Annotated in this window: 22 protein-coding genes; 13 read left to right on the forward strand and 9 right to left on the reverse strand. The window is 69.9% G+C overall.

Going from position 1 to position 22871, the window contains the following annotated elements:
* Positions 1–208 precede the first annotated feature (208 nt).
* The 4 genes from NYP07_RS11360 to NYP07_RS11375 all read left to right on the forward strand — a co-directional run bounded on the left by NYP07_RS11360 (position 209) and on the right by NYP07_RS11375 (position 2712).
* On the forward strand, positions 209–1429 hold the full coding sequence (locus tag NYP07_RS11360; protein WP_268150436.1) for a BaiN/RdsA family NAD(P)/FAD-dependent oxidoreductase: 1221 nt from the start codon (positions 209–211) through the stop codon (positions 1427–1429).
* A gap of 157 nt (positions 1430–1586) precedes the next feature.
* Positions 1587–1799: a 30S ribosomal protein S21 gene (gene rpsU, locus NYP07_RS11365; RefSeq protein WP_012346814.1), complete on the forward strand. Its 213-nt coding sequence runs from the start codon at positions 1587–1589 to the stop codon at positions 1797–1799.
* 111 nt (positions 1800–1910) lie between these two features.
* On the forward strand, positions 1911–2357 hold the full coding sequence (locus NYP07_RS11370; protein WP_268150456.1) for a GatB/YqeY domain-containing protein: 447 nt from the start codon (positions 1911–1913) through the stop codon (positions 2355–2357).
* Between the two features lie 10 nt (positions 2358–2367).
* A complete protein-coding gene (locus NYP07_RS11375) occupies positions 2368–2712 on the forward strand; it encodes a TIGR01244 family sulfur transferase (RefSeq protein WP_268150458.1) in 345 nt (114 codons plus the stop codon).
* 1 nt (position 2713) lies between these two features.
* On the opposite strand, the gene NYP07_RS11380 is transcribed toward NYP07_RS11375, so the two are convergent.
* The 6 genes from NYP07_RS11380 to pmbA form a co-directional block, all read right to left on the reverse strand.
* Positions 2714–3433: an ABC transporter ATP-binding protein gene (locus tag NYP07_RS11380; protein ID WP_268150460.1), complete on the reverse strand. Its 720-nt coding sequence runs from the start codon at positions 3431–3433 to the stop codon at positions 2714–2716.
* Entirely contained in the window at positions 3426–4187 is a 762-nt protein-coding gene (locus NYP07_RS11385) for an ABC transporter ATP-binding protein (protein ID WP_268150461.1), read from the reverse strand. The genes NYP07_RS11380 and NYP07_RS11385 overlap by 8 nt, the downstream gene beginning before the upstream one ends.
* Before the next feature lie 5 nt (positions 4188–4192).
* Positions 4193–5047 (reverse strand): branched-chain amino acid ABC transporter permease, encoded by an 855-nt coding sequence (locus NYP07_RS11390; RefSeq protein WP_268150463.1) that lies wholly within the window; start codon positions 5045–5047, stop codon positions 4193–4195.
* Entirely contained in the window at positions 5047–5928 is an 882-nt protein-coding gene (locus tag NYP07_RS11395) for a branched-chain amino acid ABC transporter permease (RefSeq protein WP_268150465.1), read from the reverse strand. Before NYP07_RS11395 ends, NYP07_RS11390 begins: the two co-directional genes overlap by 1 nt.
* A gap of 62 nt (positions 5929–5990) precedes the next feature.
* Complete coding sequence (locus NYP07_RS11400) at positions 5991–7142, reverse strand: ABC transporter substrate-binding protein (protein WP_378989890.1); 1152 nt, start codon at positions 7140–7142, stop codon at positions 5991–5993.
* Positions 7143–7200: 58 nt separating this feature from the next.
* Complete coding sequence (gene pmbA, locus NYP07_RS11405; protein ID WP_268150467.1) at positions 7201–8568, reverse strand: metalloprotease PmbA; 1368 nt, start codon at positions 8566–8568, stop codon at positions 7201–7203.
* A 57-nt stretch (positions 8569–8625) separates the two neighbouring features.
* Between pmbA and yjgA the strand changes: the two genes are divergently transcribed.
* Together yjgA and mog are read left to right on the forward strand one after the other, a co-directional pair.
* Positions 8626–9159, forward strand: coding sequence for a ribosome biogenesis factor YjgA (gene yjgA, locus NYP07_RS11410; RefSeq protein ID WP_268150469.1), 534 nt, complete (start codon positions 8626–8628; stop codon positions 9157–9159).
* On the forward strand, positions 9152–9727 hold the full coding sequence (gene mog / locus NYP07_RS11415) for a molybdopterin adenylyltransferase (RefSeq protein ID WP_268150471.1): 576 nt from the start codon (positions 9152–9154) through the stop codon (positions 9725–9727). Before yjgA ends, mog begins: the two co-directional genes overlap by 8 nt.
* 1 nt (position 9728) lies before the next feature.
* On the opposite strand, the gene NYP07_RS11420 is transcribed toward mog, so the two are convergent.
* The 3 genes from NYP07_RS11420 to NYP07_RS11430 all read right to left on the reverse strand — a co-directional run bounded on the left by NYP07_RS11420 (position 9729) and on the right by NYP07_RS11430 (position 14722).
* Entirely contained in the window at positions 9729–13016 is a 3288-nt protein-coding gene (locus tag NYP07_RS11420) for a two-component regulator propeller domain-containing protein (protein WP_268150473.1), read from the reverse strand.
* 151 nt (positions 13017–13167) lie between these two features.
* A complete protein-coding gene (cysE, locus tag NYP07_RS11425; protein ID WP_268150475.1) occupies positions 13168–13944 on the reverse strand; it encodes a serine O-acetyltransferase in 777 nt (258 codons plus the stop codon).
* 40 nt (positions 13945–13984) lie between these two features.
* Entirely contained in the window at positions 13985–14722 is a 738-nt protein-coding gene (locus NYP07_RS11430; RefSeq protein WP_268150477.1) for an RNA methyltransferase, read from the reverse strand.
* 113 nt (positions 14723–14835) lie between these two features.
* Here NYP07_RS11430 and NYP07_RS11435 point away from each other — a divergent pair, with 113 nt between their 5' ends.
* From NYP07_RS11435 to NYP07_RS11465, 7 genes are all read left to right on the forward strand, one after another.
* The gene (locus NYP07_RS11435; protein WP_268150479.1) at positions 14836–15768 is read left to right on the forward strand and encodes an inositol monophosphatase family protein; all 933 of its coding nucleotides are present in this window, start codon (positions 14836–14838) and stop codon (positions 15766–15768) included.
* Positions 15769–15992: 224 nt separating this feature from the next.
* A complete protein-coding gene (locus NYP07_RS11440) occupies positions 15993–16307 on the forward strand; it encodes an energy transducer TonB (RefSeq protein ID WP_268150481.1) in 315 nt (104 codons plus the stop codon).
* 244 nt (positions 16308–16551) lie between these two features.
* Positions 16552–19113, forward strand: a complete 2562-nt coding sequence (gene mutS / locus NYP07_RS11445) for a DNA mismatch repair protein MutS (RefSeq protein ID WP_268150483.1) — start codon at positions 16552–16554, stop codon at positions 19111–19113.
* Positions 19110–19907: an alpha/beta fold hydrolase gene (locus NYP07_RS11450; protein ID WP_268150485.1), complete on the forward strand. Its 798-nt coding sequence runs from the start codon at positions 19110–19112 to the stop codon at positions 19905–19907. Before mutS ends, NYP07_RS11450 begins: the two co-directional genes overlap by 4 nt.
* A gap of 63 nt (positions 19908–19970) precedes the next feature.
* Complete coding sequence (locus NYP07_RS11455; protein ID WP_268150487.1) at positions 19971–21605, forward strand: CTP synthase; 1635 nt, start codon at positions 19971–19973, stop codon at positions 21603–21605.
* 1 nt (position 21606) lies between these two features.
* Entirely contained in the window at positions 21607–22464 is an 858-nt protein-coding gene (gene kdsA / locus NYP07_RS11460) for a 3-deoxy-8-phosphooctulonate synthase (RefSeq protein ID WP_268150489.1), read from the forward strand.
* A 75-nt stretch (positions 22465–22539) separates the two neighbouring features.
* Positions 22540–22830 carry a DUF1330 domain-containing protein gene (locus tag NYP07_RS11465; protein WP_268150491.1) on the forward strand — a complete coding sequence of 97 codons (291 nt, stop codon included), beginning with the start codon at positions 22540–22542 and terminating at the stop codon, positions 22828–22830.
* Positions 22831–22871: the final 41 nt, after the last annotated feature.

Below are 22871 nucleotides of genomic sequence, written 5' to 3' on the forward strand. Positions count from 1 at the left end.
TGATCGGGACGCAAGGCACGAGCCGCGAAGCCGGCGCACTTTCGAGGGTATCGAGGGGGACTGTAGTGGGGCGCCGACGGGCCCAGCAAGGCCGCGCCACCCCATGAATCGGGCCTCCCCCCTAGAAGGCCCGCCAGCCGGGACGAATGCATCGTACCGAGTTTCGACCGAGCCCCCGCGACAATGCCGCCCGATTCAAGGGAGGTTTATGCAGGCTTTCGATGCGGTGGTGGTGGGCGCGGGCGCGGCGGGGCTGTTCTGCGCCGGGCAGGCCGGGCAACGGGGCCTGCGGGTGCTGCTGATCGACCACGCCGCCAGGCTGGCTGAAAAAATCCGTATCTCCGGCGGCGGGCGTTGCAATTTCACGAATCGCGAGGCCGGCCCGGCGAACTTCCTGTCCGAGAACCCGGCCTTCTGCCGCTCTGCGCTGGCCCGCTACACGCCGCAGGACTTCATCAAGCTGGTGCGGAGCCACGGCATCGCCTTCCACGAGAAGCACAAGGGCCAGCTGTTCTGCGACGGCTCCAGCGAGCAGGTCATCCAGATGCTGGTCAGCGAGTGCGAGGCCGGCGGCGTCACGCGCTGGCAGCCCTGCACCGCGGCGGACGTGAGGCCGCTGCCCGACGGCGGCTTCGAGCTGGACACGGGCCATGGCCCGGTGCGCACCCCGCGCGTCGTCGTCGCGACCGGCGGCCTGCCGGTGCCCAAGATCGGCGCCAGCGACTGGGGCCTGCGCCTGGCCAGGCGCCTCGATCACGCCATCGTCGAGCCGCGCCCCGCGCTGGTGCCGCTGACCTTCGATGCCGACGCCTGGGCGCCGTTCGCCGCGTTGGCGGGGTTGTCGCTGCCGGTCGAGGTGTCGGTCGGCAGCGGCAAGGCCCGCGGGCGCTTCCTGGAAGACCTGCTGTTCACCCACCGCGGCCTCAGCGGCCCGGCCGTCCTGCAGATCTCCAGCTACCGCACGGCCGCCGACCAGCCTTTGCAGATCAATCTCGCACCCGAGCTGCAACTGGACAGGGAGCTCGTCGAAGCCAAGTCCGCATCGCGCCGCCAGCTCGGCAACGAGTTCGCCACCCGCCTGCCGCAACGCCTGGCCGCGGCCTGGCTGGAGCGCGCCGGGCTGGACGCCGCCCGCCCGCTGGCCGAATGCCGCGACGCCGACCTGCAGCGCCTGGGCCGCAGCGTGCACGACTGGCAGCTGATGCCCAGCGGCGACGAGGGCTGGCGCAAGGCCGAGGTCATGCGCGGTGGCGTGTCGACCCGGGACCTGAGCTCGCAGACGCTGGAGAGCAAGCGTGTGCCGGGCCTGTACTTCATCGGTGAAGTGGTCGACGTGACCGGGTGGCTGGGGGGCTACAACTTCCAGTGGGCCTGGGCCAGTGCGGCCGCCTGCGCGCAGGCCATGGCTCTGGCTTCAGCGCCGGCCTGAGCAAATCTTGGCAAGTCCTTGATTTCCCGGCTACAATCCTCGGCTTTGCTGGCAAACCCGCGCGTCGATTCGCTGTGCCTATCCAAGGTAAGGCAGTCATCCGGAACCTGCTGCTGAGCCCCAGCCGCGAACACCGAGCGCAATTTGAAGGAAATACATGACCACCATCCGCGTCAAGGAAAACGAGCCGTTCGACGTCGCCCTGCGCCGCTTCAAGCGCACCATCGAAAAGCTGGGCCTGCTGACCGAACTCCGCGCCCGCGAGTTCTACGAGAAGCCCACCGCCGAAAGGAAGCGCAAGAAGGCCGCCGCCGTCAAGCGCCACTACAAGCGCGTGCGCAGCATGCAGCTGCCCAAGAAGCTGTACTGATCGTCTCTGACGCGACCCGGAGCCTGTTTCGAGACGGACAGCTCCGGTGAACTCCGAAACCCGCCACAGGACGCTGTCGCGGGTTTTTGTCTTTTTGAACCGGACCTCCCCATGAGCCTGAAAGACCGCATCACCGAAGACATGAAGGCCGCCATGCGCGCCAAGGAAAGCGACCGTCTGCTGACCATCCGCATGCTGCTGGCCGCCGTCAAGCAGAAGGAAGTGGACGAGCGCATCACCGTGGACGACGCCGGCCTCGTGGCCATCGTCGACAAGCTGATCAAGCAGCGCAAGGACTCGATCCGCCAGTTCGGCGCCGCGGGCCGCGACGACCTCGTCGCCAAGGAAACGGCCGAGCTCGCCGTGCTGCAGGCCTATCTGCCCGAGCGCCTGAGCGCCGAGGCCGTGGCCGAGAAGGTCGCCGCCATCGTCGCCGAACTGGGCGCCAGCGGCCCCGGCGACATGGGCAAGGTCATGGCCGCCGCCAAGGCGGCTCTGGGCGGCGTGGCCGAGATGAGCACGGTGTCGGCCGCGGTCAAGGCCGCGCTGGCCAAGTAAGGAGCCCCCAATGAGCCTGCCCCTGCAAGCCATCGCACCCGATATCTGCGCCGCCCCGCAGCTGACGCCTGAAGCCATGGCCGAGGCCGCGGCCATGGGCTTCAAGAGCGTCATCAACAACCGCCCGGACTTCGAGCACGGCCCGGACCAGCCGACCTCCGCCGCCATCCAGGCCGCGGCCGAGGCCGCCGGCCTGCAATACCGCCATCTGCCGGTGGCCGGCGGCTACCAGTCGCCGGAAGAGATCGCCGCCTTCGCGAAGCTGCTCGAAGAACTGCCGCGGCCGCTGCTGGTCTTCTGCCGTTCCGGCGCCCGCTCGACCCGCCTGTTCGTGCAGGCGCAGCAGCTCGGCTGATTCAGTGGCCCAGGTAGGCGGCCTGCACGCGCGGGTCGCCGAGCAGTTCGCCGCCGCTGCCCTGCAGCACGATGCGGCCGTTCTCGATCACGTAGGCATGCTGCGCGAGCTTGAGCGCCTGCTTCACGTTCTGCTCGACGAGGAAGATGGTCAGCCCCTCGGCGTTGATGCGCTGCAGCGTGCGGAAGATGTCCTGCACGATGATGGGCGCCAGACCCATCGACGGCTCGTCCAGCAGCAGCAGGCGCGGCCTGGCCATCAGCGCGCGGCCGATGGCCAGCATCTGCTGCTCGCCGCCCGACAGGCTGCCGGCCAGCTGCGCGGCCCGCTCGGCCAGGCGCGGGAACAGCGAGTAGACATGGTCGATGTCGCGCGCGCGGGCAGCGGCGCCGTCGCGGCGCGTGTAGGCGCCGAGCTCCAGGTTCTCGCGCACGCTCAGCGTCGTCAGCGTGGCGCGGCCCTCGGCCACCTGCACGAGGCCGCCGGCCACGATGCGGTGCGGCGCCATCGCGGAGATGTCCCGGCCGTCGAAGCTCACCCTGCCCGCCGCCTTCTTCACGAGGCCGGACAGGGCCATCAGCGTCGTCGACTTGCCGGCACCGTTGGCGCCCACCAGCGTCGTGATCTCGCCGGCGTGCAGGTCGAGATCGATGCCGCGCACCGCCTCGACGTGACCGTAGTTGACGGCCAGGCCGCGCACGCTCAGCAGAGGCTCATTCATCGTCGTCGCGCCCCAGATAGGCCTCGATGACCTGCGGATCGTTGCGCACGGCATCCGGCCCGCCCTCGGCAATGATGCGGCCGAAGTTCAGCACGGCGATGTGCTCGCACAGGCCCATCACGAAGCGCATGTCGTGCTCGATCATGAAGATGGTGTAGCCGCGCGCCTGGATGTTGCGGATCTCGGCCATCAGCTCGGCCTTCTCGGTGCCGTTCATGCCAGCCACGGGCTCGTCCAGCAGCAGCAGCCTGGGCTCGGTGGCCAGCGCGCGCGCCAGTTCGAGCTTGCGCTGCTCGCCGTAGCTGAGCTTGTCGGCGATGTCGTCGGCCTTGTGGTCCAGCTTCATCCACGACAGCAGCTCGCGGGCGCGGTCACGCGCGGCGCGCTCGGCGGCACGAAAGGCCGGCAGGCGCAGCAGCAGGGCGGCCGCACCATAGCCCAGGCGGCCGTGCATGCCGACGATGACGTTCTCCAGCAGCGTCATCTCCTTGAAGACGCGGATGTTCTGGAAGGTGCGCGCGATGCCGCCCGTCGTGATGCGGTGCGGCTTGCGGCCGACGAGGCTCGCGCCGTTGAAGAGGATGTCTCCCGACGTGGGCGGCAGCAGGCCGGTGACGAGGTTGACCACCGTGGTCTTGCCCGCGCCGTTGGGGCCGATCAGGCCGAAGATGCCGCCCTGCGGCACCTCGAAGCTGACGTCCTGCAGCACCTTGAGGCCGCCGAAATGACGCGAGACCGATTGCAGCTTCAGCATCGTCGTCAACCCCGCCGTGCCAGCAGCGCGCGCACGCGCGCCGGGTCCCACAACCCGCGCGGCAGGAAGAGCACGATGCCGACCAGGATCAGCCCGTTCACGACGTTGCGGAAGTCGGCCAGGCCGCGCAGCAGCTCGGGCAGCAGCGTCAGGATGACGGCGCCGGAAATCGGCCCCATCAGGCCATTGATGCCGCCGAGGATGGTCATGGTCATGATCTCCACGCCGCGGTCGAAGCCGTATTCGTTGGGGCCGATGAAGAAGGTCAGGTGGGCGTTCAGCGCGCCGGCCAGGCCCGCGAGCATGGCGCCCAGCACGAAGGCCAGCATCTTGTGGGCGTTGACGGCTATGCCCATCAGCCCGGCGGCCGTCTCGTCGAGCTTGATGGCCTCGAAGGCGCGCCCGACCTTGGAGCGGCGCAGCAGGGCCAGCACGGAGCAGGCCAGGGCCAGGGCGAGGGCGACATGCCACCACTCGGTCTGCGGCGGGATGCCGTTCAGGCCCAGCGCGCCGCCGGTCCAGCCCTCGGTGTTCAGCACGAAGATGCGCACCACCTCGCCGAAGGCCAGCGTCGCCATCGCCAGGTAGACGCCCGACAGCCGCAGCGTCGGCCCGCCGATCAGCAGCGCCACCACGGCGGGCGCGACCATGCCGCCGGCCAGCGCGACCGGGAAGGGCATACCGGCGTTCATCGTCAGCAGCGCGGCCGTGTAGGCGCCGATGCCCATGAAGGCCGCGTTCGCCATGGCCAGCATGCCGCAGGACAGGGTCAGGTAGATGGACAGGGCCAGCAGCGAGTTGGTGCCCAGCGTCAGCACCAGGTTGCTGTAGACGGCCCAGAAGCTGTCGAAGGCTTCCATCAGACTTTCCGCTCGTTGGTGGTGCCGAACAGGCCCTTGGGCCGCAGCAGCAGCACGGCGAACAGCAGGCCGAAGCCGACGGCGTCGCGCATCGTCGAGCCGATATAGGCCACCGACAGCACCTCGGCAAAGCCCAGGAAGAGGCCGGCCAGCATCGCACCGCGGATGTCGCCCATGCCGCCCAGGATGATGACGGCGATGCCCTTGTGCAGGATGGGCTGGCCCATCAGCGGGAACAGCGCGTTCGAGTACAGGCCGATCAGCACGCCGGCCACGCCGCCCAGGCCGGCGGCGAAGAAGCTGGTCAGCATGAACAGCCCGCCGACGTTGATGCCCAGCAGCGCCGCCGCCCTGGGCGACTCGGCGATCGCGCGCAGCGCCCGGCCGAGCTGGGTGCCGCGCAGCACCAGCAGCAGCACGGCCATCAGGCCGAAGGACAGCGCGATGATGCCCAGCTCCAGCAGGGTCACGTGCAGGCCACCGAGGGTCAGCGTCTGCTGCGGCAGCACCTCGGCCGGGAAGCGCAGGTTCTCGGCGCCGAAGAGGCCCTGTGCCAGGCTGTTCAGCGCGATGGCGAGACCGATGGTGGCGATCATCGGGATCAGATGCGGCGCATTGCGCGCCCGCAGCGGCCGCAGCACGAGCAGGTCGATGAGCAGCCCCAGCAGGCCCGACGCGAGGAAGGCCACGGCCAGCGCCCCGGCCAGCGGCAGGTTCAGCCGCGTGACGGCCTGCAGCGCCGCGTAGGCGCCGACCATGAAGACGGCGCCATGCGACAGGTTGACGACGCCCAGCACACCGAAGACCAGCGTGAAGCCGAGCGCGAACAGCGCGTAGACGCTGCCGAGCGAGAGGGCATTGAAGAGCTGCTGTTCGAGCACGTCGTGAGCTTGAAAAAAGGAGGCCCGCGGTGCAGGCCGCGGGCCGCTGCGGCGGGGCGCGCTTATTTCTCGATGGCGTAGCGGCCGTTCTTGGTCACGCTGACGATGGCGGTCTGCTCGGCGTCGTAGCCGGCCGGCTTGCCGGCCCTGTCCAGCGCGCGGCGGAAGCTGAAGCCGCCGGTGGCACCGGCCCACTTCACGGCGGGTAGCGCGTCGCGCAGCGCGGCACGGTCCTTGGCGAGGTCGCCGCTGAGCTTGACCTTCTTCAGCGCCTGGGCCGCGATGTACATCGCGTCATAGGCCTGGGCCGCGAACTGGTCGGGCGCGGCCTTGTGCTGCTTGGTGTAGGCGACGATGAAGGCGCCGTTCTCCTTGGTCTGGTTCTCTATGGACCAGGGGCTGCCGATCCACAGGCCGTCGGAGGCGCCCTTGGCGAGATCGAAGACCTTGACCGAGTTCATGCCATTGCCGCCGATGACCGGCAGGTTCAGCCCCAGCTGGCGGGCCTGCACCATGATGGGCGCGCCCTCGGCGATCAGCGCCGACAGCACCAGCGCGTCCGGCGCGCTGGCCTTGATCTTGGTCAGCTGGGCCTTGAAGTCGACGTCGCCCTTGGCGAAGGTCTCGGTCGTCGTGACGGCGATCTTCTGCGCCTCAAGCGCCTTCTTGAAGTTGTCGTAGCCGCTCTTCGTGAAGACGTCGTCGTTGCCGTAGAGCACCGCGACCTTCCTGATGCCCAGCTTCTTCACCGCGGTGGACAGCGTGACCGGCAGCACGTCGGCCTCGGTGACGGAGTTGCGGAAGACGTGGTCGCCGATGGCGGTGATGCCGTCGGCCGTGTTGGAGGTGCCGAAGACCACGGTCTTGGCGGCCTGCGCGATCGGGTCGGCGGCCTGCGCGGAATTGGACAGCGTGGGGCCGAACAGCATCAGCACCCTGTCCTGGAAGATCAGCTTCTTGAAGGCGTTGATCGCCTCTTCCTTCTTGCCCTGCTCGTCCTCGACGACCAGCACCAGCTTGCTGCCGTTGATGCCGCCGGCCGCGTTGATCTCGTCGGCCGCGAGCTGGAAGCCGTTGCGGATGCTCTGGCCGTACTGCGCGGCACCGCCCGACAAGGCCTCGGCCACACCCAGCCTGATGTCGGCGGCCTGGGCCACGCCGGCCAGCGCCATGAACGCGGCGACGGCGAGCGGCTTGAAGGTGCGAGTGATCATCTCCGGGGTCTCCTGCTTCGGTTCGGTGGAATCGGTTTTCGATGATAGGGCGGCTGCTTCAGTTGCCGGCCAGCTTCATGCCCGTGACGAGCACGGAGCCGACGGTCTTGGTGCCCATCGTGTACTCGTCGGCGCCGATGCCGACGATGTTGTGCAGCATGTCCTTCAGGTTGCCGGCGATGGTCACCTCGTGGACCGGGTAGGCGATCTCGCCGTTCTCGACCCAGTAGCCGCTGGCGCCGCGCGAGTAGTCGCCGGTCACGTAGTTGACGCCCTGCCCCATCAGCTCGGTGACGAGCAGGCCGCGGCCCAGGCGCCGCACCATCGTCGCGAGGTCGTCGCCGGGCGCCGTCGCGCGGCTGATCATGCGCAGGTTGTGCGAGCCGCCGGCGTGCCCGGTCGTCTGCATGCCGAGCTTGCGCGCCGAGTAGCTGGACAGGAAATAGCCCTGCAGCACACCGCCCTGCACGACCGAGCGGACGCGCGTGACGACGCCCTCGTCGTCGAAAGGCGAGCTGCCCTTGCCCTTTTTCACGTGCGGATCCTCGGCGATGTCGATATGCGGCGCCATGACGGGCTTGCCCAGGCTGTCGAGCAGGAAGGTCGTGCGGCGGTACAGTGCGCCGCCACTGGTGGCCTGCACCAGCGCGCCGAGCAGGCCGATGGCGACCGTGCTCTCGAACAGCACCGGCACCTCGGCCGTCGCGACCTTGCGCGCCTTCAGCCTGGAGAGAGCACGCTCCGACGCATAGCGGCCCACGGCCTCGGCCGAGGCCAGCTCGGCCGCGTCGCGCATGGAGCTGTACCAGGCGTCGCGCTGCATGCCGGCGCCGCGGCCGGCAATCGGCGCCACCGACAGCGAATGCCGCGAGCTCGCGTAGCCGCCGCGGAAGCCGCGCGTATTGCCCATCCAGAAGTGGGACTGCTGGGCCGACACGGCCGCGCCTTCGCTGTTGGTGATGCGCTTGTCCACGGCCAGCGCCGCGGCCTCGCAGCGCAGCGCGATCTCGGCGGCCTGGGCCGCGTCGAGGGCCCAGGGGTGGAAGAGATCGAGCTCGGGCCGCCCGGCCGGGTCGAGCGCGAGGTCGGCCGCGTCGGGCAGGCCGGCAAACTCGTCCTCGGCCGTGAAGCGGGCGATGTCGTAGGCCGCGCGCACCGTGTCGCGGATGGCCTGGGGCGAGAAGTCCGACGTGCTGGCATTGCCGCGGCGCTGGCCCAGGTAGACCGAGATGCCGAGGGACTTGTCGCGGTTGCGCTCGACGTTCTCGAGCTGGCCTAGGCGCGCCGACACCGACAGGCCGCAGCCCTCGGAGACCTCGGCGCCGGCGTCGCTGGCACCGAGCTTGCCCGCCTCCGCGAGGGCGTCCTCGATCCACTGCTGGAACTGCTCGGGGCTGTAGGCGAAACCGTCTTGGGCTTGGGACATGAAGGGCGCTGAATTCGAGTGGGCGACAATGATAGGCCCGCGCCCAAGCTGCTTCCGATGCAAGAGAACACGCCCGAATTCGAAGACGACGACGACTTCGACCGCCCCAGCAAGTCCCAGATGAAGCGCGACATGACCGCGCTGCAGAAGCTGGGCGAGGAGCTGCTGGCCCTGCCCGAGAGCCGCTGGGAGCCGCTGGCGCTGCCCGAGATCCTCTACGACGCGCTGCGCGCGGCCAAGAAGATCACCAACTTCGAGGGCCGGCGCCGCCAGATGCAGTACATCGGCAAACTGATGCGCAAGATCGACGCCGAGCCGGTGCGCGAGGCGGTCGCCGCCTTCAAGCTCGGCCACGCGCAGGACAGCCTGAAGCTGCACCAGTCCGAGCGCTGGCGCGAGCGCCTGCTGGCCAGCGACGACGCGCTGCAGGAGTTCCTGAACGCGCACGCCGACATCGACATCCAGCAGCTGCGCAACCTCGTGCGCGCCGCGCGCAAGGACGCCGCCAATGCACCGGAAAAGCGCAGCGGCCGCGCCTTCCGCGAGCTGTTCCAGTTCATCAAGGCCTCCGAGGGCGTTGGCGATGAGTGACCCGGTCCGCATCGGCATCGTCTCCATCAGCGACCGCGCCTCCAGCGGCGTCTACGAGGACAAGGGCCTGCCCGCGCTGAAGGACTGGCTGGGCGCCGCGCTGCTCAACCCCGTCGAGTTCCTGCCCCGCCTGATCCCCGACGAGCAGGCCGGCATCTCGCAGGCGCTCATCGACCTCGTCGATGCCGAGCACTGCGACCTCGTGCTGACCACCGGCGGCACCGGCCCCGCGCCGCGCGACGTGACGCCCGAGGCGACGCTGGCCGTCGCCGACCGCGTGATGCCGGGCTTCGGCGAGCAGATGCGCCAGATCTCGCTGCGCTTCGTGCCGACGGCCATCCTGTCGTGCCAGGTGGCCGTCATCCGCGGCCGGGCCCTCATCATCAACCTGCCGGGCCAGCCCAAGGCGATCGCCGAGACGCTGGCCGGCCACGAGAAGGCCGGCGGCATCTTCGCCGCCGTGCCCTATTGCCTCGACCTGATCGGCGGCCCCTACCTCGAGACCCGCGACGAGGTCTGCAAGGCCTTCAGGCCCAAGAGCGCGCAGCGGCCGCCGGCCGCGGGCTGACTCAGTCGGACGCCAGCACGGCGCCCGGCGCCGCCGGTGAGCGCATCGCGGCGGCCACGGCCTCCAGTGCGCGGTTGCTGGTCACGCAGAACTCGCCCACCTCGCGCCGCCCCGGCGCGCAGGGGCCGGCATGCACGCCGACCCAGGCATTGCGGCCCGAACGCTTGGCCGCGTAGAGGCCGAGGTCGGCAATGTTGACGACCTGCTGCCAGCTGCGTCCCAGCGGGCGCTCGAACTCGAAGGGCATGCAGGCGAAACCGATGGAGCAGCTCACGGCCAGCCTGCTGCCGTCGTCCAGCACGAAGGGCGTGTCGGCGATGACGGCGCGCATGCGCTCGGCCAGCTCCTCGGCGCGCACGCGGTCGGTGTCGCGGGCGACGGCCAGGAACTCCTCGCCGCCCCAGCGCACCAGGTAGTCGGACTCGCGCAGCACGCTGCGCAGCCGCGCGCCGAACTGCACCAGCACCGCGTCGCCGACCGCATGGCCGCGGCGGTCGTTGATGCGCTTGAATGCGTCGATGTCCAGCAGCAGGAAGACGCTGTCCGTGTCCAGCGGCTGGCCGCCCGCGGCACGGGCCTCCTGGGCACGGCGCAGGCTGGCGGCCAGGTCGTGCTCGATGTGCTCGCTCAGGAAGCGGCGGTTGTGCAGGCCGGTCAGCGGGTCGGTCACGCTGCTCATCTGCAGCTGGGCCGACTTCTCCTCCAGCGCGTGATGCAGGGCCTCCAGCTCGGCCGTGCGCTGGCGCACCTTGAGTTCGAGCTCGCGCTGGCGGCGCTGCAGCAGCCGGGTGCGCGCCCGCACGGCGGCCAGCATCAGCAGGCCCAGGGCCAGCACGACGGCGGCTCGGAACCACCAGGTCTGGTGCCAGGCCGGCAGCACGCGGACGGGCAGGGCCAGATCCTGCTCGCCCCATTGGCCGTCGCGGTTGGAGGCGCGCAGGCGCAGGCGGTAGTCGCCCGGCGGCAGGTTGGCATAGGCCGCGAGGCGGCGCGTCGGGTCGGTCGCCACCCAATCGGCGTCATAGCCTTCGAGCTTGAAGGCGTAGCGGTTGCGCTCGGGGGCCGAGAAGTCGGTCGAGGCGAACTCGACGGCCAGGCTGTTGGCTCCGGGCGCCACCGTCAGCGACGCGTCGCCGGCCGGGGCGGGCACGGCCCGGCCTCCCAGCTTGACGTCGGTGACCAGCACATGGGGGCGGTAGTTCCAGGCCCGCAGCTTGTCGGGCCGCACGACGGTCATGCCACCGCTGCCGCCGAAGAGCAGTTCGCCCTGCGCGGTGCGCGCGGCCGAGGCCGTCCAGTAGGTCTGGAAGGCGACGCCCTCGGCGCGGCGCAGCGCCGTGACGGCCAGCGTGTTGGCGTCGACGCGGGCCAGACCGTTGTCGGTGCTGGCCCAGACATGCCCCTGCCGGTCGTCCAGCAGCGTGTTGATGGTGCCGTCGGGCAGGCCCTGGGCCAGGCCCAGGCGCTGCGGCAGCGCGTCGGCGCCCTGCCCCGGCGCCGGCAGCACGTCGATGCCGCCGCCGTAGCTGCCGACCCAGAGCCGGCCCCGCGCGTCGGTCAGCAACGCGGTGATGAAGCCGGCCGACAGCGAGCCCATCTGCACCGGCCCCGGCAGCCAGCGCGTGACGGTGCGCCGGACGATGTCGACGCGGTTCAGGCCGTGCCGGGTGCCGACCCAGAGCCGGCCCGGTTCCTGCCCGTCGCGCGCCAGCACGGTCACGCGCCGGTCGCTCAGGCCCGGCGCGGGCAGCGCGACGGCCTCGGCCCTGCCGCGCCTCAGGTCCAGCCGCCACAGGCCGTCGGCCTGGCCGCCGATCCACAGCTCGTCGCCGTCCGCCAGCAGCGCCCAGACCGAGGCGGCCGGGTCGCGGCCGGCCAGCGCGACGCGCGCGACGCGCCGCCCCGCGGCGTCCGCGCGGTAGAGGCCGCGCTTGGTGGCGATGAAGACGCCGCCGTCGGGTGCCGGCGCCATCGCCAGCACGATGTCGGGCGGCAGCGCGGCCTCGGGCCGGCCCGCGTCGGGCCGCAGTGCGCCGACGCGCACGCCCGCCGCGTCGAGGATGTCGACGCCGCCGCTGTGCGTGCCCAGCCAGATGCGGCCGTCGGACATGGGCTGTATCCAGCTGATCTCGGTGCCGACGAAGCGGCCGTCGAAGGCATTGCCGCCGTCGGGCACGACGCCGAAGCGCGTCAGCACGCCGGTCTGGTGCGGGTCGTAGCGGCTCAGGCCGCGGTTGGTGGCCACCCAGATCAGGCCGGCGCGATCGCGGTAGAGGGCGCGCAGCGCGTTGTCGGCCAGGCTCATCGGCCAGGCCGGCACATGGCGGATGCGCCGCGTCTGCCCCTGCGCGAAGTCCACCGCGACGAGGCCCTGGGTCTGCGTCGCCACCCACATCTCGCCCGGCGCGACCTCGGCCAGGCCGACGATCTGGCTCGCGTCCAGCAGGTCCAGGCCGTCCGGCGAGCTGCTCTCGTGCAGAGGCAGGGCGGGTGCGAGGCCGTCGTCCGGCAGCACGAAAACGCCGTGGCGCAGGCTGCCGACCCAGATGCGCCCGGCGCCATCCTGGCCGAGCACCTCGGGCTGGATCGTGGCACCCGGGCTCAGCGACACCGGCTGCAGCGGGCCGCCGCCGGGCTCGCGCCTGAACAGGCCGGCCGCACTGCCCAGCCAGAGCGCGCCGCGGCGGTCGCGCAGCAGCACGCTCACCTGGGCTCCGGCGGCCGCGGCCCAGCCCTGGCTGGCATGCTCGACGCGCCCGTCGGTGAGGTTCAGCCGGTCCAGGCCGCCGTCGGTGACGACCCAGAGCCCGCCGTCGCCGTCGTCCAGCATCTGGCGCACGCTGACGTGGCTGAGCCCGCCCTCGCCGCCCACCGGATAGCGCACGAAACCATCCGTGGCCGGGTCGTAGCGCAGCAGCCCGGCCGAGGTCGTGCCCACCCAGAGTCGGCCGCGGGCATCGCCGTGCAGGGCCTGCACATAGTTGTCGGGCAGGGCATCCGCGCGCTTCGAGTCGGCCTGGTAGACGCGGAAGCGGTAGCCGTCCCAGCGCGACAGGCCGCCGGGGCTGCCTATCCACAGAAAGCCCTGGCCGTCCTGCGCCAGCGCCGCCGCGATGGCGTTGGGCATGCCCTGGTCCTGCGTGATGTGCTGGAAGCTGATGTCGGCCAGGCGCTCCTGCATGGGCTGCGGTGCCGCCACGGTCGCCGCGACCAGTGCCAGGCCCAGCGCGAGGCCGCACGCCAGGCGCCAGCCCTTGGAAAGCCGCAGTCTGAACTCGCTAGGAAACACGACGGTCGTGAGAGGCGGGCCTTGCGGCCTGGAGCTCACGATTCTGAGGCACGGCAGCGTCCAGGCACCCGACTTGGCCGGCCAAAACGGTCATTTCACCGCCGGCGCGGCCCGTTTGCGCCAAAGCGCAACGCCGCGGGCGGGCTGCGGCTCACTTCACGAGCCGGTTCATCTCGGCCGCGTCGAAGGCCTCGCTGCGCTGGGCGTCGTCGGGCACGCAGTCGCCGACCGGCTTGCCCATCTGCGTGGACAGCTTGCAGACCGCGCTCCACAGCAGCGCGATCTGGTGCTCATGCCCCGAGGCGCTGTCGATCAGGCCGCGCATGGCCAGGGCCACCGGGTCGTCGCCCTGGGTCACGCCATAGGCCGAGAAGCCCATCTTGGCGGCGGCCTCCTCGCGGGCCTGGTCGCTGGCGGCCTCGATGATGCGGGCCGGGTTGCCCACGGCCGTCGCGCCCGCGGGCACCGGCTTGGTCACGACCGCGCCCGAGCCGATGCGCGCGCCGGCGCCCACCGTGAAGCCGCCCAGCACGCTGGCATTGGCGCCGACGATGACGCCCGGGCCCAGCGTCGGGTGGCGCTTGGCGCCCTTGACGAGGGAGGTGCCGCCCAGCGTCACGCCCTGGTAGATGGTGCAGCCCTCGCCGATCTCGGCCATTTCGCCGATGACGATGCCCATGCCGTGGTCGATGAAGACCTTGCGGCCGATCTTGGCGCCGGGGTGGATCTCGATGCCGGTCAGGAAGCGCCCCCAGTGCGAGACCCAGCGGCCCAGCCACAGCAAGCCGTGCGTCCAGAGCCAGTGCGCGCGGCGATGCAGCCACAGCGCATGCAGGCCCGGGTAACAGGTCAGCACCTCCCAGGCCGAGCGGGCGGCCGGGTCGCGTTCGAGGATCAGGGCGATGTCTTCGCGCAGGCGCTGGAACATGGTGCTGCCAGAGGGAGAAAGGCCAGCCAGTGTAGGCGGCCTAGCTTGGGCTTGCCGGGTTTGCGGTCTTGCTCATCTGGCGGGCGATGCCGCGCAGGATGTGCACTTCCTCGTTCGTGAGGCCGGCGCGGTTGAAGAGCTGGTTGAGCCGCGGCATCAGCTTCTTCGGCGCGGCGGGGTCGAGGTAGCCGATGTCGGTCAGCGCCGCCTGCAGGTGGTCGAGCAGGCCCTGCACGGCACGGGCATCGGCCAGCTCGGGGTCGGGCGTGCGGGCCTGCACGCCGAAGCCGCCGAGCGCCTGGCGCAGGTCGTAGGCCAGCAGCTGCACGGCCTGGGCGAGGTTGAGCGAGCCGTAGTCGGGGTTCGTCGGGATGCTCAGCACCGCATGGCAGCGGTAGACGTCTTCGTTGGCCATGCCGTAGCGCTCCGAGCCGAACACCAGGGCCAGGCGCGGCGCGGCCTCGCGCGCGGCCAGCCCGGCGAACAGCGCACGCGGCTCGTGCGTCGGCGGGCCGAAGTCGCGCGGCGTCATCGCGGTGGCGCAGGCGAAGTCCACGCCGTCCAGCGCCTCGGCCAGCGTCGGCACGACGCTGGCGCGTGCCAGGATGTCGGCCGCGCCGCTGGCCATGGCCACGGCCTCCTCGTGGCAGAGCACGTCGGCAAAGCGCGGCGCCACCAGCACGAGGTCGCCGAAGCCCATCACCTTCATCGCCCGCGCTGCTGAGCCGACGTTGCCGGCATGGCTGGTGTTGATCAGGACGAAGCGTGTGGATTCCACGGGTTTGTACGGGGTCAGCGGTTAGAATCGCCGATTATCCCGGCCCAGCCTTCGTATGCTGGCCGTCGCTCTTTCCCTCCGCCAGCCCCTTCCTCTCTTTTGCGAGTGCCCGCATGCTGCAGACGTCCCTCCATCCCATGCTCAATGTCGCCATCAAGGCGGCGCGCGCGGCCGGCGCCCTCATCAACCGCGCCTCGCTGGACCTGGAGGCGCTGCGGATCAACACCAAGAGCCCGAACGACTTCGTGACCGAGGTCGATCACGCGGCGGAAGGGGTCATCATCGAGACGCTGCTGGGCGCCTACCCCGACCACGGCATCCTGGCCGAAGAGTCGGGACGCACCCACGGCGCCAAGCATTCCGAATACGTCTGGATCATCGATCCGCTGGACGGCACCACCAACTTCATCCACGGCCTGCCGGTCTACTGCGTGTCCATCGCGCTGGCCCACCGTGGCGTCGTGCAGCAGGCCGTCGTCTACGACCCGACGCGCAACGACCTCTTCTACGCGACCAAGGGCCGCGGCGCCTTCCTGAACGACCGCCGCCTGCGCGTGTCCAAGCGCACCCGCATGAGCGACGCGCTGATCGGCACCGGCTTTCCCTTCCGCCGCGGCGACAACTTCAAGCGCTACGTGAAGATGTTCGAGGAAGTCATGCAGCACTGCGCCGGCCTGCGCCGTCCGGGCGCCGCGGCCCTGGACCTCTGCTACGTCGCCGCCGGCCACTACGACGCCTTCTTCGAGACCGGCCTGCAGCCCTGGGACATCGCGGCCGGCTCGCTCATCATCACCGAGGCCGGCGGCCTGATCGGCAACTTCACCGGCGAGGCCGACTTCCTGCACCAGCGCGAAGTCGTGGCCGGCAACCCCAAGATCTACGCCCAGCTCGTCACCCTCCTGTCGCCCTACAGCCGCGTCATCAAGGAAGACGAGGCGCCGGCCGCTGCGCCCCTGGTCGAAGTCGCCGCACCCGCTCCGGCGCCGAAGAAGCGCGGCCCGGTGCGCCTCAAGAAGGACGAGAGCGGCAGCGACGCACCGCTCTGACCGGCCCGCAGCGCCCTCACCAAGCCCTCCCCGCGGAGGGCTTCGTCGGTTTCGGCCGTGACGGAATTGGCGACTCGGGCGCCCACGCCCCAGGCCGGCCCGCCGCCCGTGACTTGTGCACGGCCCTCCCCCTTACCCGAGGGGGATGCGCTGGCCAGAATGCGAGCTTCAGCGCGGCCACAAGCCGCAACCGCAACAGACCCAAAGCCCGAAAGACCCGTCCGATGTTCGCCCGCTCCGCTATCGCCCTCGCCCTCGTCGCCGCTGCTTCCCTGGCCCACGCCGATGCCAAGGTCCTGAAGAAGGTGGCGCCCGAGTACCCCAACGAGGCCGTGAAGAAGAGCATCACCGCCGGCAGCGTGCGCGCCAAGATGACCATTGCCGGCGACGGCAAGGTCTCGGGCGTCGAAGTCGTCGAAGCCGAACCCAAGCGCGTGTTCGACCGCGCTGCCGTGGACGCGCTGAGCCAGTGGCGCTTCGAAGGCACGGGCGCCCCGCAGACCCACGAAGTCAAGCTGGTGTTCAAGTCCGAGGACTGAGTGAGCACCGAAGACAGGCCCTGCGGCCTGTCTGACGGCTCACGAAGGACAGTGCCATGCAGGGCGCTGGCATGATCAGCCTCACGGCTCCCGACCCAAGCCCGAAGGCCCGCGCAAGCGGGCCTTTCGCTTTTCCAGCCCAGCTCATCGTGGGCGACGGCCCGACCGCGACCAAGGCGCCGCTTAAACTTCCGTCCATTCTGAAGCCCTCCGCCGAGGGCTTTTCCATTCCCGAACGCCGCCGATGACCCAGCCCGCTGACTTCAGCGCCCACACGCCCATGATGGCCCAGTATCTGGGCCTGAAAGCCGACTTCCCGGACACGCTGCTGCTGTACCGGATGGGTGATTTCTACGAGGTCTTCTACGACGATGCACGCAAGTGCAATGCGCTGCTGGACATCACGCTGACCCAGCGCGGCACAAGCGCCGGCCAGCCCGTCGTCATGGCCGGCGTGCCGGTGCATGCGCTGGAGAGCTATCTCGCCAAGCTCATCAAGCTGGGCGAGGCGGTCGCGATTGCCGAGCAGGTCGGCGAGGTCGGCGCCGGCAAGGGGCCGGTGGAGCGCAAGGTCGTGCGCGTCGTCACGCCCGGCACCATCACCGACACCGAGCTGCTGGCCGACAAGCAGGATGCCGTGCTGCTCAGCGTCAGCGGTCACGGCCGCCGGCATGGCCTGGCGTGGCTGTCGTTGACACAGGGCGAGATCGGCTTGGCCGAGTGCAGCGACGCGGAGCTGCCGGGCTGGCTGGCGCGGCTGATGCCGGCGGAGATCCTCGTCAACCGCGAGCATCAACCCGCAGGCGTCATGCGGGCGCGCTTCCCGGTCACGAACCGGCCGGGCTGGCAGTTCGACGGCGCTTTAGGCCAGCGCAAACTGTGCGAGCAGCTGGGCGTGGCCAATCTGCAGGGCTTCAACGCCCACGAGCTGACGCTGGCCCACGCCGCCGCGAGCGCGCTGCTGGCGTTCGCCGAGCACACCCAGGGCCGCGCGCTGGCCCATGTGCGCTCGCTGCGCGTGCAGCGCGCCAGCGACCTGATGGACCTGCCGCCGGCCACGCAGCGCAACCTGGAACTGGTGCAGACGCTGCGCGGCGAATCCAGCCCCACCCTCTTCTCGCTGATCGATACCTGCAAAAGCGGCATGGGCAGCCGCATGCTGCGCCAGTGGCTGCTGCATCCCAGGCGCGAGCGCGGCGAGGCGATGGCCCGCCACAACGCCATCGCCGCGCTGCACGCCGAAGGCTTCGAGCCGCTGCGAGACGCGCTGAAGTCGGTCAGCGACGTGGAGCGCATCGCCGCCCGCATCGCGCTGCGTCAGGTGCGCCCGCGCGAGCTGACCGGCCTGCGCGCGACGCTGCGGGTGCTGCCGCAGCTGCGCGCCGTGACGCCTGCCGCGCTGCGCGACGCCACGCTGAACCCGCCGGGCGACATCCTCGAACTGCTGGAACGCGCCGTCGCCGAGGAGCCCGCGCTGCTGCCGCGCGACGGCGGCGTCATCGCCAACGGCTTCGACGCCGAGCTGGACGAGCTGCGCGGCATCCAGCAGAACTGCGACGGCTTCCTGCTGGACCTGGAGACACGCGAGCGCGCCCGCACCGGCATCGCCAACCTGCGCGTGCAGTTCAACCGCGTGCATGGCTTCTACATCGAGGTCACGCAGGGCCAGGTCGACAAGGTGCCGATGGACTACCAGCGCCGCCAGACGCTGAAGAACGCCGAGCGCTACATCACGCCGGAGCTGAAGGCCTTCGAGGACAAGGCGCTGTCCGCCCAGGAGCGAGCGCTGGCGCGCGAGAAGCTGCTGTACGAGCAGGTCATCGACGCCCTCATCACCCGGCTGGAGCCGCTGACCGCGCTGGGCCGCACGCTGGCCGGCCTGGATGCGCTGGCCGCGCTGGCCGAGCGCGCGGTCACACTGAACTGGTGCCGGCCGGAGTTCGTCTCGCAGCCCTGCCTGGAGATCGAGGCCGGCCGCCATCCGGTCGTGCAGGCGCGCCTGGCCGAGACCGGTGGTGCCGAGTTCATGCCCAACGACTGCCGGCTCGATGCGCGCACGAAGCTGCTGGTCATCACCGGCCCCAATATGGGCGGCAAGAGCACCTTCATGCGCCAGGTCGCGCTGATCGCGCTGCTGGCCGCCATCGGCAGCTATGTGCCCGCGACGAGCTGCCGGCTCGGGCCGATGGACGCCATCCACACCCGCATCGGCGCGGCGGACGACCTCGCCAACGCGCAATCCACCTTCATGCTGGAGATGACCGAGGGCGCGGCCATCCTGCACTCGGCGACCGACCAGTCGCTGGTGCTGATGGACGAGATCGGGCGCGGCACGTCGACCTTCGACGGCCTGGCCCTGGCCTCGGCCATCGCCACCCACCTGCACGACAAGACCCGCGCCTTCACGCTGTTCGCGACGCACTACTTCGAGCTGACCGAGTTCCCGGCCAAGCACCCGCTGGCGCAGAACTGGCATGTGTCGGCCGTCGAGAGCGGCGAGGACATCGTCTTCCTGCACGAGCTGCAGGCCGGCCCGGCCAGCCGCAGCTACGGCGTGCAGGTCGCCAGGCTGGCCGGCATGCCCGCCAGCCTGGTGCGCCAGGCGCGCGCGACGCTGGAGGCGCTGGAGGCGCGCTCGAATGCCGAGGACGACCAGTTCGACCTCTTCGCCGCGCCCCCCGCCCCACCGCCGCCGCCCGAACCGAGCGAACTGGTCACGGCGCTGGACGGCATCGACCCCGACGCGCTGTCGCCGCGCGAGGCGCTGGAAGCGCTCTACAAGCTGAAGCGCTTGGCCAAGGCATGAGTCAGAAAACGATCGTCTTCTCCCACGCCAACAGCTACCCCGCCGGCTGCTACCGCCTGCTGTTCGAGCGCTGGCGCGCGGCCGGCTGGCGCGTCGAGGCGCTGGACCGCCTGGGCCACGACCCGCGCTTCCCCGTCACCGGCGACTGGCGCAAGCTGCGCGACCAGTTGCTGCACTTCATCGACACCGAGGTGAAGCCCGAAGGCCAGGTGGCGCTGGTGGGCCACTCGCTGGGCGGCATGGTCAGCCTGCTGGCCGCCTGCCGCCGGCCGGAACTGGTCAGCCGCCTCGTCATGCTGGACTCGCCGGTCGTCTCCGGCTGGAAGGCCGCCGCCATCGCCGTCGCCAAGACGACGGGGCTGATCCACCGCTACGGCCCGTCCAAGATCGCCCGCGAGCGCCGCCATGTGTGGCCGGACCGCGAGGCCGTCCACAAGCATTTCGCCGCCAAGAAGCTCTTCGCCCGCTGGGACCCGCGCGTGCTGGCCGACTACATCGCCGCCGGCTTCGAGGAGGCGGAAGACGGCCAGGTGAGGCTGCGCTTCACGCGCGAGGTCGAGGCCCACATCTACCGCACGCTGCCCCACCACCTGCCGCTGCTGCTGCGCCTGCGCCCGCCGCAATGCCCGGTCGCCTTCGTCGGCGGCACGCGTTCCAGCGAGCTGCGCCAGGCCGGCGCCGCGGCGTCCAGGCAGCTGGCCGGCGACAACTGGCGCTGGATGGAGGGCTCGCACCTCTACCCCTTTGAAAAGCCCGACGAAACGGCGGATCTGGTACTGGAACTCCTGGGCTGAATAGGCCGTCCCGTACAATCAGAATTTCCCACCACAGCAGCCTGTTCTGGGCTGCTGCAAGACATGACCAAATACGTCTTCGTCACCGGCGGTGTGGTGTCCTCCTTGGGCAAGGGCATCGCGTCGGCCTCCCTGGCTGCCATCCTCGAATCGCGCGGCCTCAAAGTCACCCTCATCAAGCTGGACCCGTACATCAACGTCGACCCCGGCACGATGTCGCCCTTCCAGCACGGTGAGGTCTTCGTCACCGATGACGGCGCCGAAACCGACCTGGACCTGGGCCACTACGAGCGCTTCATCACGACGAGGATGAAGAAGGCCAACAACTTCACCACCGGCCAGATCTACAAGACGGTGCTGGAGAAGGAACGCCGCGGCGACTACCTCGGCAAGACGGTGCAGGTCATCCCGCACATCACCAACGAGATCCAGGAATACATCAAGCGCGGCGCCGAGGGCGTCGACGTGGCCATCGTGGAAATCGGCGGCACGGTGGGCGACATCGAGTCCCTGCCCTTCCTCGAAGCCGTGCGCCAGATGAGCCTGCGCGCCGGCCCGACCAACACGGCCTTCGTGCACCTGACCTACGTGCCCTGGATCGCCGCCGCCGGCGAGCTGAAGACCAAGCCCACCCAGCACACCGTGCAGAAGCTGCGCGAGATCGGCATCCAGCCCGACGCGCTGCTGTGCCGCGCCGACCGCCGCATCCCCGACGACGAGCGCGAGAAGATCTCCCTCTTCACGAACGTGCCCGAGTACGGCGTGATCTCGATGTGGGACGTGAACACCATCTACAAGGTGCCACGCGTGCTGCACGAGCAGGGCCTGGACCAGCTCATCTGCACCAAGCTCCAGCTCAACACCAAGAGCACCGACCTGAAGCGCTGGGACAACCTCGTGTTCGAAGTCGAGAACCCCAAGGAGCAGGTCACCATCGCCATGTGCGGCAAGTACACCGATCTGTCGGACTCCTACAAGTCGCTCAACGAGGCGCTGCGCCACGCCGGCATCCACAACCACGCCGGCGTGAAGATCGAATACGTCGACAGCGAGACGCTGACGCCCGAGACGGTCGGTGAGCTTGGCAAGTTCGACGCCATCCTCGTGCCCGGCGGCTTCGGCAAGCGCGGCGTGGAAGGCAAGATCCTGGCCGCGCAGTACGCCCGCGAGCACAAGCTGCCCTACCTGGGCATCTGCCTGGGCATGCAGGTCGCGACCATCGAGTACGCCCGCCACATGGCCGGCCTCGCCAACGCCAACTCCACCGAGTTCGACCCCGCCACGCCCCACCCCGTCATCGCTTTGATCGACGAATGGCAGGACGCCGACGGCAGCATCCAGAAGCGCGACGCCAGCTCCGACCTCGGCGGCACGATGCGCCTGGGCGCGCAGAGTTCCGACGTCAAGTCCGGCACGCTGGCCCACAACATCTACGGTGATGTCGTCAACGAGCGCCACCGTCACCGCTACGAGGCCAACGAGCACTACCTCGACCGCCTGACCCAGGCCGGCCTCGTCATCTCGGCCATCACCCAGCGCGAGAAGCTGACCGAGATGGTCGAGCTGCCGCGCGAGGTTCACCCCTGGTTCGTCGGCGTGCAGTTCCACCCCGAGTTCAAGTCCACGCCCTGGGGCGGCCATCCGCTGTTCACGGCCTTCATCAAGGCCGCGCTGGACCACAAGCACGAGGGCCACTGACATGGAACTCTGCGGCTTCCAGGTCGGCATCGACCGCCCGTTCTTCCTGATCGCCGGCACCTGCTCCATCGAAGGCCTGCAGATGTCGCTCGATGTCGCCGGCCTGCTCAAGGAGGCCTGCACGACGCTTGGCATCCCGCTGATCTACAAGGGATCGTTCGACAAGGCCAACCGCTCGTCGGGCACCACCAAGCGTGGCCTCGGCATGGAAGCCGGCCTGAAGATCCTCGCCGAGGTGCGCCGCCAGACCGGCCTGCCCGTGCTCACCGACGTGCACGACGCGGCCCAGGTGGACGAGGTCGCCAGCGTCGTCGACGTGCTGCAGACGCCGGCCTTCCTGTGCCGCCAGACCGACTTCATCCGCGCCGTCGCGCAGTCCGGCAAGCCGGTCAACATCAAGAAGGGCCAGTTCCTCGCGCCCTGGGACATGAAGAACGTCATCGACAAGGCGCGGGCGGCAGCACGCGAGAAGAGCCTTCCCGAAGACAGCTTCCTCGCCTGCGAGCGCGGCGTCAGCTTCGGCTACAACAACCTCGTGGCCGACATGACCAGCCTGGCCGAGATGCGCAACAGCGGCGCGCCGGTGGTGTTCGACGTGACCCACTCGGTGCAGAAGCCCGGCGGCCTCGGCGGCTCCAGCGGCGGTGCGCGCGAGATGGTGCCGGTGCTTGCCCGTGCCGGCGTCGGCGTCGGCGTGGCGGGCCTGTTCATGGAGACGCACCCCAACCCGGCCGAAGCCTTCAGCGACGGCCCCAACGCCGTGCCGCTCAAGCACATGAAGACGCTGCTGGAGCAGCTCGTCGCGCTGGACCGCGTCGTCAAGCAGCAGCCTCTTCTCGAAAATGATTTCTCCTGCTAAGGGGAAATCATTTCGACGAACTGACTTGTATTGACTTGGCCCTTCGTCAAAACGATTTTTCCTGCTGACCCCCGCATGGCCGCCTACATCATTGCCGACGTCACCGTCACCAACCCCGAGCAGATGGCCAAGTACCGCGAATGGAGTACCAAGGCCATGCAGGAGCACGGCGCCCAGGTGCTGGTGCGCGGCGGCGAGTTCGAGGTGCTCGAAGGGTCCTGGACGCCTTCGCGGCTGATCGTGCTGGGGTTCCAGGATCGCGCAGCGGCCAAGGCCTTCTACGACTCGCAAACCTATCAGGACGCCAAGTCCCTGCGCCTGGACGCGGGCGTCATGCGCATGGTGGTGGTCGACGGCGTGAGCTGATCTTGTTCAGCGCCGGTAACGAATCCACGCCACCATTTGCC

This window comes from Pelomonas aquatica, from assembly GCF_026712205.1.
Taxonomy (GTDB): Bacteria; Pseudomonadota; Gammaproteobacteria; order Burkholderiales; family Burkholderiaceae_C; genus Pelomonas; species Pelomonas aquatica.